Genomic DNA, 14,869 nt, shown 5'->3' on the forward strand with positions numbered 1-14,869 from the left:
CCATGCGGGCGCGCATGGTCAGCCGCGGCGGTGCGCTAGCGCATCGCTAAGGGGCGAACCGGGCAATCCGCTCGGCCATGGCAGCCCCGCTCTGTTCCCAGTTCGGCCACGATGTGGCAGGGATGGTATCGCGGGAAACCGGCGTGGTCAGTGGGCCGCGCAGTGCGGCAGCCAGCTCCGCCGCACCGGGCGCGCTGACATAGCGAGCCGCCCCACCCATCACCTCCCGAAAAACCGGCAGGTCACGGGCGATCACCGGCAGGCCACGACGGGCCGCTTCAATCAGGGGAAGTCCGTAACCCTCGCCCCAGGATGCGGCAAGCAGTGCGGTGCTTTGGCGATAGATGGCGTCGAGTTCGCCGTCGCCGGCATCGTCGATCCAGAACAGGCGCCGGCCGCGCTCGGCATGGGCTTGTACGCGCGTGCGAAACGTTTCCATCAACCAACCGTAGTGCCCCACGATGACCAGATTGCAGTCGGTGCCGGTATTCCACAGCATCTCGCAGGCTTCAAGCGCCTGGTCGTAGCCTTTGCGCGGTTCGATCGTTCCCACCATCAGCAGCGTCGGGCGCGTATGCATGGCTTGGGCGAGTGGTTTGCGCAGCACGGAATGGCCGGTTCCCAGCACGGCATCCACGCCCAGTGGCGAGTCGCACAGGCGCGGTGGCGCGCCGAACTGGTAGTCCGGCGCCTGGGTGTTCAACCAATGGCGCAGGTCCTCGGCCGTGGCGCGCGACACGCAGACGAGCTGATCGGCGATGCCGGCGACGCGGCGCAGCCAATCCTCGAAGCGTCCGCGCGCATACGGATGAAACATGTCCGGCAGCGTGAGCGGCAGCAGGTCGTGCACAAGGAAGTGCAGGCTTGCGCCACGCCGGTGCCAGTCGCGCAGTTGCGGTTCGGCTTGGGCGATGGTGTCGATGGCCCAGTCGAGCCCGACGAAGACGTCGCCGTTGGCGATTTCCACGGCGTCTTCCGGCAGTTGGATCTGCGTAACGTCGAGCAGGCTCAGCGCATAGGGGCGCGCATAGCGGTAGCGGCCGTTGCTGAAACGCACCGGTTCCACGCGCACGCCGGCCGGTGGCGACTTCAGCCAGTGCAGCAAGATGTTGCGCACCACGCGCTGCACGCCGGTGCGGAGGTCTTTTTCGGCAATGCCGCTGACATCCACCAGCCATCGGCGCACGCCGCCGGGCGGACGGGCCGCGACGATGGTGTTGGCAAGCGCGGCGAGATCGTCGTCGCCGGGTTTGCCTTCCATGTTTGCGATGTCGTCGAACAAGCACGCCTCGCGCGCGAGCGGATGCGTTGCGTAGGCGTGCGCGATCTCGCGCCGGCATGCGGCGGAGGTGCCGTGTGCCGGCAGTACCGTGATCTGCGGCAGCGAGGCCGCGCCGGCCTGGCTGCGCCATGGCTGGGCGGCGCGCTCATCCGTGCACAGCACGCCAAGGGCGTCCTCCGCCAGGGCGAGCAGGCGTGGGTCGATCGCTTGCGCGCCGGGGCTGCACGCGGCTAGCAAGTCCGCGTAACCGCCTGTGCGATAGGCGGCTTCGAGCGCACGCTGGTCCGGCATCGCCGGAAGATTTCCGGATGCTTCCTGGACCAACAGCACGCCCGGATGCGTTTGCATGATCGGCGCGAGTTGCCCTGCCGTGCCCGGGTTGACCAGATACAGCAAGCGCGTGTCGCTTGCATTGAGCGGCGAGGCATCGCCGGGTGCCGGCAGCTGCGCTGGCGAAACGACGCGCGCATCGAGTTCGGCCAGCCATGCCGGCGTGCCGGTGTCGCCGGCAACTACGCAGGTGATGCGTGCCTGCGTCGAAGCGGCGGCGACGGTGCGTGCCGCTCCGCGCCTTTGCGCCAGTTCCTGAAGCGCGCCCAGCGCACGCTCGGCAACGCCATCCCAGCTGAACGTTGCCGCGCGTTCCTGGGCATAGAGCCGAAGCGCTGCGGCGAAAGCGGGATTGCCCAGCGCCTGGGCCATTCGCTCGACAAGGCTGTCGATGCGGGTGGGATCGAACTGCGCATCGCGGCGATCGACCACTTCGGGCAGGCTCGCGGCGTTGCTGGCGATCACTGGCGCGCCGCAGGCCATCGCTTCGAGCGGCGGCAGGCCGAAGCCTTCCAGCAGCGAGGGGAACACGAACAGCGCGCATTCGGCGTACAGGTGCACCAGATCGTCATCGGGCGCAAAGCCGGTGTAGATGATGCTGTCGGGGGAGAGTGCCGCTTTGCGCGCTACCGCATCAAGCTGCGCTTTTTCCTCCTGCGAGGGGCGCCCGACGAGCACAAGCTGATGGCGCGCGCGCAGCCCCTCGGGCAGCCTGGCGAATGCCTCGATCAGCGATGACACGTTCTTGCGTTGTTCGAAGCCTCCGCTGTAAAGCACGAAAGGACGCGTCATGCCGTAGCGCCGGGATAGGTCCTCGCTGGCGGCGACATCCGCTTGCGGCTTGCGAAAGCCGGCATCCACCGCCGCGCCGATGTTTACCACCCGTTCGGGCGCAAGTCCCAACCGTTCGATGGCGTCCTGGCGTACCCATTCGGAAATCGCCAGCAGCAAGTCGCAGCGACGCAGCACGTCGATGCTCTGCTCGTACCATTGGCGCACGCGCGGATGCCCGAGGTAGACGTCCGGGTTGTGCAGCGGAATCAGGTCGTACAGGGTCGCCACGCTGGCCATGCCGGCCGGCGGCGCGTCCGGGGGCAGGGCATCGTCGTTGTAGCCTTCGAGCAGGCTGCTGAACCATACGGCATCGGCATCGAAGCCTTCGATTGCGTGCCGCATCGTGCGCGCCGCGGCCCGGCGCAGCCAGGGGTTGCCGCCGGGCTGTGCGCGGATGCCTTCGGGAACATCGAGCACGATGCGGCGGTCTGCGCGGGCATGCCTGCCCAGCGTCGCGATCAGCGCATCGGTCGGTGTATCGAAACGCGCGTTGAGCAGCAGCCGCACGTCGTGCAACGGTTCGGCGCGCGCGAGGAATGCGCGGCTGAGCGCCAGCGTGTAGCGGCCGATGCCGCGGTGCCGGCTTTGGCTCTGCGCGCCTTGAAGATCCAGCAGCAGCTTCATCGACGCTCCATGCGCTGGCGCAGCCGCGAATAGACCATGCGCACCTCTTGCGGCAGATCGGCCGCGTCCACCCGGCGCCACGCCGGGTCGTCGCGTCGGTCCAGCACCGCGCGCAGGCGCATGTCGAGCATCGGCACGCGATAGATGGCGTTGACGATCTTGCGTCGCAGCCCGGGATGCCGGGCGAGAAACTGCTTGGCCAGATGAAGCAGGCGTTTCATGGCGTGGGTGGTTCCGGCGATGCGGGCGTGCCGGCGACCGCCAGCGCCTTGCGCAGCGTGTCGCGCGCAGCCTGCGCGGAGAAGTGCAGTCTTACGTTGTCCAGGCCGTGCTTGGACAGCCGCATCCATAGCGCCGGGTCATGGTAGACGCGCCAGATGGCGTCGGCGAAGCCCGCCGCCGTTTCGGCGATCAGCGCGTCGTATCCGTCCACCAGGTGCATGCCTTCGGCGGCCATCGGCGTAACCACCACCGGCAGTCCATAACTCATGGCCATGTTCACCTTGCCCTTGACGCCCGCGCCGAAGCGCAGCGGCGCAATGGAAACGCGGCAGCGGTTCATCAGTTCCGAGAGATCCTCGACGCGGCCGTGAATATCCACGCCCGGCCGCGTCAGCGCGTCGCGGGCTTGGGGCGAGATATCGCCGGCCACGTGCAGGCGCAGGCCGGTATCGCGTTCGTGCAGCAGGGGCAGGATGTCGGCCACGAACCAGCGCATCGCATCTTCATTGGGCGGGTGGCCGAAGCCGCCGACGAACAGCAGGTCGTGCCGCTCGGCAAAAGGTGCGGCGCGGCCGTGCACGTCGTGGATATTGCTGACCAGCTCGACGCGGCTGCCGGGCAGTTCCTTGCGCAGCAGTTCCAGCTCCACCGGGCTGACCACGAAACTCACGTCGCTCGCGCGGATCAGGGCAAGCTCCTGCCGTTGCGATGCCGCGGCCTGCCGCTGCATGCGGCGGCTGCCGGATACTTCCGCCGCGCGCCGCTCGCGCAGAAAGTGCAGGTCGACGGTGTCGAAAATACGGATGGCTTCGGGCGCCAGGCGCTTGCTCGGCGCCAGGTAAGGCGCCGCTACCGAAAGGCGGCACAGCAGCACCGCGTCGAGCGTGCGGCCGTGCTGGCGCAGCCAGCGCATCGGGCTGCCGTGGTGGGCGTGGACACCGTATCCGGCCAGTCGTGCCGTGTCCGCCGCGGTGATGCGGCCGTCGTCGGAAAGCAGATCCACATGCCAGCCGTCCTCATGCAGCAGCCGCAGCATCATGCACAGGCGCAGCGAACCGGAATCGCGCGCGGGATTGGGTGCCATCGCGTCGATCACCAGCATGCGCCGGCGGCCGTGGGTGTCGGCGTCGTTCCACCTGGCGTGTGTCACGGCCGCCGCTGCCGCGTCATCGTCCTGCGGTGCGCGGCGCTGCTCGGCGATGCGCCGCAGCGTGCCTTTCCACCCGCGCAGGGCAAGGCTGCCCCAGGCGCGGCGGACCAGTTGATGCAGGCGCGCAAGGCGCCAGGTCAGATCCAGGCTCACAGATTCTGGTAATTGGGGCCCGAGCCACCTTCCGGCGTGACCCAGTTGATGATCTGATAGGGATCCTTGATGTCGCAGGTCTTGCAGTGCACGCAGTTGGCGGCGTTGATCTGCAGGCGCTTGCCCGCGTCGTCCTGCACGATTTCATAGACATTGGCCGGACAGAAGCGCGTGCACGGGTTGCCGTATTCCTGCGCGCACCTGGTCACGCACACGGACGTGTCCTGCACGTGCAGATGGACCGGCTGGTCTTCATCGTGTTCGGTGGCGGCGAAGTAGACGCCGGCGAGGCGGTCGCGCGGCGGCAGTTCGCGCTGCACGTAGTCGCGCTTGGGCTCTTCCTGCTGGCCCAGCTTGTGCAGCGAGGACCAGTCGGCCTTGTTCTTCAGCGTCCAGGGCGATGCGCCGCCGGTGAAGGTTTCCCATGCGGCATTGAGCATGCCCCACCACAAGCCCTTTTTGAAACCGGGCTTGATGTTGCGTACTTTCTTCAGCTCCGCCATCACTTCCGAGCCGCGCAGCTTGGCGTCGAAACCGGCGGATGCCAGGGCGCTGCCCGCCAGGTGTTCGGCCGCCAGCATGCCGCTGCGGATCGCCTGGTGCGTGCCCTTGATCTTGGGCACGTTGAGCAGGCCTGCGCTGTCGCCGATCAACAGCGCGCCGGGCATTTCCAGCTTCGGCAGCGATTGGTAGCCGCCGGTGACGATGGCGCGCGCGCCGGCGGAAAGAATGCTGCCGCCTTCGAGCAGCGACTTGATCATCGGGTGGTTCTTCCACTGCTGGAACGCTTCCCACGGCTGATAGTCCGGGTCGCTGTAATCCAGGCCGCTGACGTAGCCGAGCGCGATGCGGTCCTTGTCCAGGTGATAAAGAAAGCTTCCGCCGTAGGTGTGGCTGTCGGCCGGCCAGCCGAAGCTGTGCACGATCTTGCCGGGCGTCACGCGTCCGGGCGGCACCTGCCACAGCTCCTTGATGCCGATGGAGTAGCCCTGCGGATCGCTGTCCTGGTCCAGCTTGAAGCGCTTGATCAGCTGCTTGCTGAGGCTGCCGCGCGCGCCTTCGGCGAGCACGGTGACCTTGGCCTTGATGTCGATGCCCTGGGTGTAGCCGGCCTTGTGCGAACCGTCCTTGGCCACGCCCATGTCGCCGATACGCACGCCCGCGACCGAGCCGTCGTCGTTATAGATGGTGTCGGCGGCGGCGAAGCCGGGGAATACGTCCACGCCCAGCGCCTCGGCCTGCGGCGCCAGCCACGCGCAGAGCGCGCCCAGCGACACGATGAAGTTGCCATGGTTCTTCATGCCCGGCGGTACCGGCAGCTTGCGTGCGCCGGTCTTGTTGAGCAGCCAGAATTCGTCCTCGGCGGCGGGCACGCAGATCGGCGGCGGGTTGTCGCGCCAGCCGGGCAGCAGGGCGTCCAGCGGCTGCGGTTCGATCACCGCGCCGGACAGGATCTGGGCGCCGATGGTGGAAGCCTTTTCGATCACGCAGACGGTGACATCCGGCTTGAGCTGCTTGAGGCGGATGGCAAATGACAGCCCGGCCGGCCCCGCGCCCACGACGACAACGTCGTATTCCATCGTTTCGCGTTCGGTCATGAGGGCTCCGTCGTGTGGCTATGGGCTGCGGGGCGAGCGCCCCAAGGTATGTCCGGTTATTCTCCGGGTTCGCCTCGTGCGCGGCAAACCGGCCGGGATCGGCCGCGGGTTTGCCGGGCAACGACCCTATCGTGCTGGATCTGTGCCGGAGCGCGCGTGAACTTGCTGCCGCCCATCGCTGGACTGGATCTGCGCCGCGCCACGCTGTGCCGGCTGCTGCACGGGCTGGCGGCGGGGCAGGTCAATCCCCAGGCGCTGGCCGAGGTTTATCTGGACGCCATCGCGCGCCTCGATCCCCAACTCAATGCCTACGTCAGCGTGAGCGCCCCGCTGGCGCGCGAACAGGCGCGTATGTCCGAACAGCGGCGGCGCAACGGCGTCATCGGGCGGCTGGACGGCATCCCGATCGCCATCAAGGACAACTTCGACATCGCCGGCTGGCCGACACGGGCGGGCCTGCCCGGGCCTGGCGCAGCGGCCGGGTACGATGCGCACGTCGTGGGGCGGTTGCGCGCGTCGGGCGCGGTGTTGATCGGCAAAACCAATATGGATGAGGGTGCGCTTGGCGCGGTCACCGACAATCCGCACACCGGACCGACACACAATCCGCACCGGCAGGGCTACACGGCGGGCGGTTCGTCCGGCGGCTCGGCGGCGGCCGTGGCGGCGGGGCTGGCGGTGGCGGCGATCGGTTCGGATTCGCTTGGTTCGATCCGCATTCCGGCCAGTTACTGTGGCGTGTTTGCCCTCAAACCCACGCAGGGCGAAATTTCCGCGCGCGGCATGGTGCCGGCGGCGCGCGCGCTGGACACCGTCGGGCTGATCGCGCGCAGCGTGGACGATCTGACCGTGCTGCTGCAGGTGCTGGCCGGCTACGATGCGGACGATCCGCGCTCCCGCCGCCGCCGCGTGGCGCTTGCGCCGCCGGACTGGGAGCCGGCCAAATTGCGTTGCGGCGTGCTGGCCAACCTGCCCGCGCTGGGTGTACAGCCGGCGGTGATCGACGTGTTCGACGCGGCGCTGGCCAAACTCGACGGCGAACTTGGCCAGTGCCGCGCGGTGGACTTCGAGGACTGGCATTTCGACCGCGCACGTCGCGCCGGCCTGCTGCTGATGGAAGCGCAGATGCTCGATACCTTCGCCGCCCAGCTGGCCGATGCCGAGCATCCCGTATCGCCGCGCTTTCGATCGATGCTCGACTATGCCGCCCGCAAGACCGCCCTCGATGTCACCCGCGCCGACCGGGTGCTGGACGCGGCCACCTTGAAGATGCGCCGGCTGTTCGCGCAGATCGACGTGCTCCTTATGCCCACCACGCCCCAGGGTGCCTTTGCGCTGGATGGCCCGGTGCCCACCACGCAGGGCGACCTGACTGCGTTTGCCAATCTCGCCGGATGTCCGGCGGTCAGCATCCCCATGGGCACGCTGCCCGACGGCCTGCCGATCGGCTTGCAGCTGGTGGGCGCGCGCGGTTCGGACCTGCGCCTGCTGGAGCTGGCGGCGGTATGGTCGGCCACGCTGGATGCGGCGCCCGAATACCCCGTTCTGACCTGACTGGGCCGGCCCGATGCGCACTGACAACGTTTTGTTACGGTCGGCGCATTAAAGTGGCGCAAAACAGCCGGGCCTCCCCATGCCAGCCGACACCCAGCAGCTCACCTTTTTTCTAGAGTGGATCAAGCATCCGCTGCAAATGGCCTCGGTGCTGCCCTCCGGCCAGCCGCTGGCGCGCATGATGATTTCGGCCATGCCCGATGAGGCGCGTTGCGTAATCGAGCTGGGCGGCGGCACCGGCGTGATCACCGAGGCGCTGATCCGCCACGGCGTATCGCCCTCGCAGCTGCTGGTGCTTGAAATGAACCAGACCATGCATGCCGTGCTGCGCCGCCGCTTTCCGCAGGCGCAGGTGCTGTGCGCCGACGCGCGGCATGTCAACGAACTGGCGCAGCGCACCGGCGTGCTGGCGCCGGCCGGTGCCGATGCCATTCTCAGCAGCCTGGGCCTGCTGACCATGCCGCCGCAGTGGCAGCACGACATCGTCTCCGCCGCGCTGGCGGTGCTGCGGCCCGGCGGCGTGTTCGTGCAATACACCTACGGTCTGCGCAGTCCGCTCGACGAAAAGGTGCGCCAGCAACTTCGCCTGCGTTGCACGCGCGTGGGCGTGGTGTGGCGCAATCTGCCGCCGGCGCAGGTGTTTGCCTATGTCCGCGAGGATGGCTGACGCGGGCCACGCAGGCTGGGAGCTTCTGCCGCTGCCAGGCGCCCACGTGCGGTGCGCATGGTCGTGGCTGTCGCAAGAAGCGGCCGATGCGTGGTGGGAGCAACTGCTGCAAGAGATCCCCTGGGAGCGCCATCGCCTGCGCATGTTCGGCCGCGAGCGGGATGCGCCACGGCTGAGCTGCTGGATCGGCGATCCCGGCGCCGTTTACGTCTATTCGCGCACGCGCTTCGAGCCGCGGCCATGGACGCCTGCGCTGCATGCGCTGCGTGAAGCGGTGCAGCGATCGTGTCATGCGCGCTTCAACAGTGTACTGGCCAATCTGTATCGCGATGGCGCCGACAGCATGGGCTGGCACAGCGACGACGAGCCCGAACTGGGCCCGCAACCGGTCATCGCCTCCTTGAGCCTGGGCGCCACCCGCCGCTTCCGCCTGCGTCGCAGGCTGCCGCGCGGCGCGCGCGCGACGGCCGCCGATACCGTGGAGATACCCCTCACGCACGGCAGCCTGCTGTGCATGTCCGGCGCCACCCAGCAGCTGTACCAGCACGACGTACCCAAGAGCGCACGGGTAAGCGCACCGCGCATCAACCTCACTTTTCGTCTCATCCATGCCCCCGCCGGGCGGCGGCCATGACGCCGTGCAGCTTGGATTGCCCGCATGCGCCGGGGATAATGCGCGTTTGCCATCTCCTCCCTTGACCCCGACAGGCCCAGCAATGACCGAGAAGACCGTACTCAACGACACCCATCGCGCGCTCGGCGCACGCATGGTCGATTTCGGCGGCTGGGACATGCCGATCAGCTACGGTTCGCAGATCGAGGAACATCACGCCGTGCGGCGCGACGCGGGCATGTTCGATGTCTCGCACATGACGGTGGTCGACTTGCATGGTGCGCGCGTGCGCCCGTTCCTGCGCCACCTGGCGGCCAACAATGTCGACAAGCTGAAAGTGCAGGGCAAGGCGCTGTACACGTGCATGTTGAACGAGCGGGGCGGCGTGATCGACGACCTGATCGTCTACTTCCTTGGCGACGAGTTTTTCCGCCTGGTGGTCAATGCGGCCACGCGCGCGAAGGATCTGGCCTGGATCGCGCAGCAGGCCAAGGCGTTCGGCGTCGAGGTAAAGGAGCGCCCGGACTTCGCCATGATCGCGGTGCAGGGCCCGAACGCGCGCGCCAAGGTGATCGGGCTGCTGCATGAGGTGGATCGCGCCCGCATCGAAAAACTCGGGCGCTTCGCCGCGGCGGCCGCGCAAGGTCCGCACGGCGCGCCGCTGTTCATCGCGCGCACCGGCTACACCGGCGAAGACGGCTTCGAGATCATCGTGCCGCAAGAACAAGCCGTCACGCTGTGGAACGAGCTGGCCGGTGCCGGCGTGGCGCCATGCGGACTGGGCGCGCGCGACACGCTGCGGCTGGAAGCGGGCATGAACCTCTACGGCCAGGACATGGATGAAGACGTCTCGCCGTGGGAAGCGGGCCTGGCATGGACCATCGCGCTGGACGAAGGCCGCGACTTCATCGGCCGCGAGGCGCTCCAGGCGCAGAAAGCCGCCGGCGTGACGCGTACCATGGTCGGCCTGGTGCTGGACGAGAAGGGCGTGCTGCGCCACGGCCAGAAGGTGCTTACCGACGGCGGCGAGGGCGAGATTCTTTCCGGCAGCTTCGCGCCGACCTTGAACAAAGCGGTGGCCTTCGCGCGTATTCCGGCCGGCGCCTGCGGCCAAGTGCGCGTGGACATCCGCGGCCGCGAAGTGCCGGTGCGCGTGGTCAAGTTTCCCTTCGTACGCGACGGCAAGCCTTGCGAGGGTATCTGACGCACGGCATGTATTGACCTGCGGCGGAAATGGTTAGAATTTGTGCCTCCACCCCTGATCGAAACCAACGACGACTGGACCCGACCATGAGCGAGATTCCCGGCGATCTGAAATTCCTCAAATCCCACGAGTGGGCCCGTGTCGAAGACAACGGCCTGATCCGCGTGGGTATCTCCGACCATGCGCAAGGCCAGCTCGGCGATCTGGTCTACGTGGAACTGCCCGAAGTGGGCAGCAGCGTCCAGGCCGGCAACGGCGCGGCGGTGGTCGAATCGGTCAAGGCCGCCTCGGACATCTATTCGCCGGTGTCCGGCGAAATTGTCGAGGTCAACGAAAACCTCAACGACAAGCCCGAAACGATCAACGAAGACGCCTACGGCGACGGCTGGATCTTCGTGGTCAAGGCCAGCGACCGCGCGGAACTGGACGAACTGCTCGACGCCGACGCCTATGCGGAGTTGATCGAGAACGAAGACGACTGATTGCTCGATCGGTTCGTTCCGGCAACGGCCGCTTAGGCGGCCGTTGCCATTTTCGCGGTTCGCCGATGCGCCCGCTGGCGCATCGGCGAGCGTCGATGCGGTGGTGAAGACATACCGCGATCGCATCGCGACGACGATCCATGCGGTGCATCCATCGCCACCTCGTTGGCGTGCGCATGGACGCGTTCGGGGATGTTCGGGACCCGGTCGGGGTCATCCCGGGCACAATTCAGTCGTCATCCGTTCATGCTTCGGTCGGGTGTCTGCCGAGGGCTCCGAAGCGGTGTTGCGCGGCGTGCGAAGCATGCGCGCGCAGCATGCATACGGCATGCGCGGGCAAAATAAAAAATGATCGTTTTTAGCTTGTTTTTGGCTTTATTTGAAAATGCGCGAGACACGTACACAGAATGCCTGAAGCACTTCGCCATTTGTTTTTTGCACCGTCAATTGACCTTTAGAAATCGATGCCATGAGCGGGTCGCCGGATCGAAGGGATTGATTTCATGGCAAAAATCAATTGACAGTTGAAATGTTCAGGAATAGCTTTCGCACCATATAACGGGGAACGGTACCAATGGCGGCATCGAAGTTCATCAAACCTTACGTGGATCACGGTGAAAAAGCCGGCGCAGTGAGAAAGATCACTGTTTCGATTCCAATGCATGTATTGCGACTGCTTTCGGATTTGCGTACGTACCGCCAGGTCAACAATTTGAGGCACGCCACCAACAGCGATTTGCTGGTTGAGGCGTTCCTCCACGCTTTTACTGGGCAACCACTGCCAACTGATGAGGAGCTGAGACGAACTATGGCCACTGCCAAGAAAACTGCTAGGAAATCGGCTAAGAAAGCCGCTAAGAAGTCCACCCGCAAAGCCGCCGCCAAGCGGCCGGTCGCCAAGAAGGCCACCGCCAAGAAGCGCACCGTTCGCAAGACTGCCAAGAAGGCTGCCACCAAGCGCGTAGGCGCGAAGAAGGCGACCGCCAAGCGCGTTGCCAAGAAGTCCGCCAAGAAGGCAACGCGCAAGCGCACTGCCAAGAAGGCTGCCGCTGCCAAGGTGGTGAAGGCCACCAAGACCAGCAAGACCAAGAAGTAAGCACAACAACTAGCTGCAAATTCGGAATTGTCTCCCTGCGGTGCCCAGCGCAGGGAGGTGCTTCGAAAGCGTTTCGTCCCGGCATTTGCCGGGACGCTTCATTTAGGGCTCACCAAAAATCGCCTCTCGCGGAAGTTTTTTGCCCGCCACAGGCCCGCCCGGCGCGGCCGGCCGGCAGTCATGGCGGACGTGCCTGAACTAAGAAGGCGCCTGAATTAAGAAGGTGCCCGAACGAGCCGCCCGATGGGCATTTACGGGTCCGAGCGCTCTAGGAATTTTTCCAACCCCCTCGCTAGCAGCTATTTTCCAGGGCTGGCGTGAAGTGCAGCGCATTTGCCGTAGCGCAGTAATCGGGTTACCTTTCCTCCATCCGCGCCGCGGCGACCTTGGGAGCCGCACCTGGATAACAGGGGGGAAGCGCGGGTATCTGATGCCACGAAGTCAGTGAGAGATCATGGATACCCGAAACATTAGTCTTATGCGCGCTCGCGCGCGCGGCGCCATCCGGCCCGCCACCATCGCCGTTCTGGTCATCATCGGGGCGCTGGCGATTGCCTCCTGGATCTTCATCATCAAGCCGCATGAGGATCTGATGAGTGCCGACCAGGGGGCGCATCCGTCCACGCCGGTCAGCCAGAGCCAGCACGCGCCGCCGCCGGTCAACGTCGATGCGCTGAGCCTCAACGAACTGCAGGACGAGGCGCGCAAGGCGATGAACCAGCAGCGCTATATCGCGCCGGCCGGCAACAACGCTTTCGAGTTCTACCTCAAGGTGCTGCAGAAGCAGCCGGGCAACCAGGCCGCGGCCGACGCCCTGCGCGAAACCTTTCCGTTCGCGGCCAGCAACGTCGAACAGGTGATCAACCAGCGCGACTTCAATGAGGCCGAGCGCGAAATCGACCTGTTGGCGAAGGTGGACCCGACCAACTACACCTTGACCATCCTGCGCTCCAAGCTCGATGCGCAGCGCAAGACGCTTGACGAAGAGCAGCAGAAGCAGCTCGATGCGCAGCGCCAGCAGGATCTTGCCACGCAGAAGGCCGCCGCCGACAAGGCCGCTGCCGACAAGGCCGCCGCGGACAAGGCTGCCCAGGAACAGGCCGCCTTGGCGGCGCAGCAGAAGGCCAGGCAGGAAGAGCAGTCGGCCAAGACCGCCTCGTCCAACACGGCAGGTAGCAACGCGGTGGCCGCCAGCAACAATGCGGGCGCGGGCGGCGGGGAGACCAGGGATGCCATTCCGGTCAGCAGCATCCGCGTGCGCTACCCGTCCTCGGCGCTGCGCAACAATCAGGAAGGCTGGGTGGACCTGCAGTACACGGTCAATGCGGACGGTAGCGTGACCAACATCAACATCGTCAATGCCGAGCCGCGGCACGTGTTCGACAGTGCCGCGATCGAAGCTATCCGGCATGCCAAGTTCTCGCCCGCCCTGCGCGACGGCACGGCGATTGCCTCGCAACAGCAGAAGCGCATCGAGTTCAAGCTCAGCAATCCGCAATAAGCCGCCGCGCGGCGCGAGGGGTAAAAACAAAGAGGCGAAGCCCAGGGCTTCGCCTCTTTGCTTTGGGTCGTATCCGTGCCGTCGGCAGGTTACGCCAATCGATCGGGGGTATCCCTAGCGCCGGCGTCGCTTGTGATGCGGCGCGCTGGCCGGCGGATCGCTTTCGACGCCGGCCCAATCCACGTGCGGCAGGCCGAACATGGTGTCGAACACCATCGGCATCAGGTCGGTGCCGATCGCGCCGGGCGAGTTCCACATCGACACCATGCCGACGTGGTACTTCGGAAAGAAGGCGATCATGGTGCGATAGCCCTCCACCGCGCCCGCGTGGAAGACCATGGTTTCGCCGCCATAGGTGAACACGCGCCAGCCAAGTGCATAGCTGGCCGAGGTCAGCCGCGCTCGCCGCCAGGGCGCTTCGCGCATTTCTTCCGGCGTGGGCACGCCCGGGGTGTGCAGGAAATCCAGCAGCGACTGCGGCAGCACATCCTGGCGTCCGCCCATCTGCGCGATCAGCCATAGCTCCATGTCGTGCAGGCTGGCATTCACGCCGGCCGCCGGTGCTACGCGGTAATAGGCTTCGTTGGGATCGAACGGCGTCCAGCCGTGCGCGCCGTTGGGACGGTGCGGACGTGCCCAGCTCTTGCTGCTTTCCAGCGCCTCGCGACCGTAGCTGGCGTTGGTCATGCCCAGCGGAAAGAACAGGCGCCTGTCGACCTGGTGATAGAAGAAGTCGCCGGTCTCGGCGTAGATCAAGTCGCCGATCAGGCTGAAGGCTACATTCTGGTAGCCGTAGCACTCGCCGACGCCGCAGGTGAGGTTGACCTCGTCGAGCTTGCGCACCAGCTCTTCATACGGGATGTTGTCTTCCAGCATCTGATCGTAGGTGTTGTGCGGCAGGCCCAGACGCTGGCCGAGGATGTCCTGGACGGTGGCCGCTTCGGATGCTTGGGCATCCTTGAGCTGGAAGAACGGCAGCACGTTGGCAAGCTTGGTGTTCCAGCTGAAGCGTCCGTCATCGACCAGCAGGCCGGTCAGCGCGGTCGCGAATGCCTTGGACAGCGAGGCCAGCCGGAACACCGTGTCGGCGGTGACCGGCTGCTGGGTGGACGTATCGGTGTAGCCGATCTCGCGTTCGTACGCCACCTTGTCATCGACTACCACGGCAGTGGCCAAGCCCGCGACCTCGTTGCGTTGCGCGACCGTGTCGAGCCAGTGTGAATAGGCATCCAGCGCGGCTTTCACGCGATCGGGGGGAATGGTGGTGGTGGCGTCCAGATCCGTCGCGTCGTGCTGCGCCGGATGCGCGAGGGGACCGGTCCGGCGAACAGGCGCCGCCCGCGCCGGCGACGCGCTGGCCAATACGGCGATCAGGCCCAGGGTGCCGGCCATCAAAAGGGAAGGCTTACGGAACTGCATGCTACTCCGCGTACTACGGGCGTGCGGCCACGCCTCGGGTCATCAAGCTCAGAGGCATCTTCCATGACGGGGACAGCCGATTTTGCTGCACTTCGGACATCGCCACAACGCTGGACGGCGATTTGCGAAGCGGGCTCTCG

At 66.1% G+C, this 14,869-nt stretch carries 11 protein-coding genes and 1 pseudogene; 7 read left to right on the top strand and 5 right to left on the bottom strand.

From position 1 onward, the window contains the following. Positions 1-46: 46 nt before the first annotated feature. Genes VME63_RS04930 through VME63_RS04945 form a run of 4 tightly spaced genes read right to left on the bottom strand, consistent with a single transcriptional unit; the run spans position 47 to position 6,193 of the window. Positions 47-3,070 carry a glycosyltransferase family 1 protein gene (locus VME63_RS04930; RefSeq protein WP_325430849.1) on the bottom strand — a complete coding sequence of 1,008 codons (3,024 nt, stop codon included), beginning with the start codon at positions 3,068-3,070 and terminating at the stop codon, positions 47-49. Beyond that, positions 3,067-3,291, bottom strand: coding sequence for a hypothetical protein (locus VME63_RS04935; RefSeq protein ID WP_325430851.1), 225 nt, complete (start codon positions 3,289-3,291; stop codon positions 3,067-3,069). Before VME63_RS04935 ends, VME63_RS04930 begins: the two co-directional genes overlap by 4 nt. Beyond that, positions 3,288-4,595, bottom strand: a complete 1,308-nt coding sequence (locus VME63_RS04940; RefSeq protein WP_325430853.1) for a glycosyltransferase — start codon at positions 4,593-4,595, stop codon at positions 3,288-3,290. The genes VME63_RS04935 and VME63_RS04940 overlap by 4 nt, the downstream gene beginning before the upstream one ends. Continuing rightward, positions 4,592-6,193 (bottom strand): electron transfer flavoprotein-ubiquinone oxidoreductase, encoded by a 1,602-nt coding sequence (locus tag VME63_RS04945; protein WP_325430855.1) that lies wholly within the window; start codon positions 6,191-6,193, stop codon positions 4,592-4,594. The genes VME63_RS04940 and VME63_RS04945 overlap by 4 nt, the downstream gene beginning before the upstream one ends. Positions 6,194-6,349: 156 nt before the next feature. Here VME63_RS04945 and VME63_RS04950 point away from each other — a divergent pair, with 156 nt between their 5' ends. From VME63_RS04950 to VME63_RS04980, 7 genes and pseudogenes are all read left to right on the top strand, one after another. Next, positions 6,350-7,747 (top strand): amidase, encoded by a 1,398-nt coding sequence (locus VME63_RS04950; RefSeq protein ID WP_325430857.1) that lies wholly within the window; start codon positions 6,350-6,352, stop codon positions 7,745-7,747. 79 nt (positions 7,748-7,826) lie between these two features. Then, a complete protein-coding gene (locus VME63_RS04955; RefSeq protein ID WP_325430859.1) occupies positions 7,827-8,414 on the top strand; it encodes a class I SAM-dependent methyltransferase in 588 nt (195 codons plus the stop codon). Next, positions 8,407-9,048, top strand: a complete 642-nt coding sequence (locus VME63_RS04960; RefSeq protein WP_325430991.1) for an alpha-ketoglutarate-dependent dioxygenase AlkB family protein — start codon at positions 8,407-8,409, stop codon at positions 9,046-9,048. The genes VME63_RS04955 and VME63_RS04960 overlap by 8 nt, the downstream gene beginning before the upstream one ends. An 82-nt stretch (positions 9,049-9,130) precedes the next feature. After that, a complete protein-coding gene (gene gcvT, locus VME63_RS04965; RefSeq protein ID WP_325430861.1) occupies positions 9,131-10,231 on the top strand; it encodes a glycine cleavage system aminomethyltransferase GcvT in 1,101 nt (366 codons plus the stop codon). 86 nt (positions 10,232-10,317) lie between these two features. Then, entirely contained in the window at positions 10,318-10,713 is a 396-nt protein-coding gene (gene gcvH, locus VME63_RS04970) for a glycine cleavage system protein GcvH (RefSeq protein WP_325430863.1), read from the top strand. Positions 10,714-11,287: 574 nt separating this feature from the next. Then, positions 11,288-11,518: pseudogene (metJ, locus tag VME63_RS18495) on the top strand (met regulon transcriptional regulator MetJ); the annotation flags it as partial. Positions 11,519-12,287: 769 nt separating this feature from the next. Continuing rightward, positions 12,288-13,310 (top strand): energy transducer TonB, encoded by a 1,023-nt coding sequence (locus tag VME63_RS04980; protein WP_325430865.1) that lies wholly within the window; start codon positions 12,288-12,290, stop codon positions 13,308-13,310. Between the two features lie 114 nt (positions 13,311-13,424). Here the strand turns inward: VME63_RS04980 and VME63_RS04985 are convergent, their stop codons facing one another. Then, positions 13,425-14,729 (bottom strand): serine hydrolase domain-containing protein, encoded by a 1,305-nt coding sequence (locus VME63_RS04985; RefSeq protein ID WP_325430867.1) that lies wholly within the window; start codon positions 14,727-14,729, stop codon positions 13,425-13,427. Between the last annotated feature and the right edge of the window lie 140 nt (positions 14,730-14,869).

This window comes from Dyella sp., from assembly GCF_035503745.1.
Taxonomy (GTDB): Bacteria; Pseudomonadota; Gammaproteobacteria; order Xanthomonadales; family Rhodanobacteraceae; genus Dyella_B.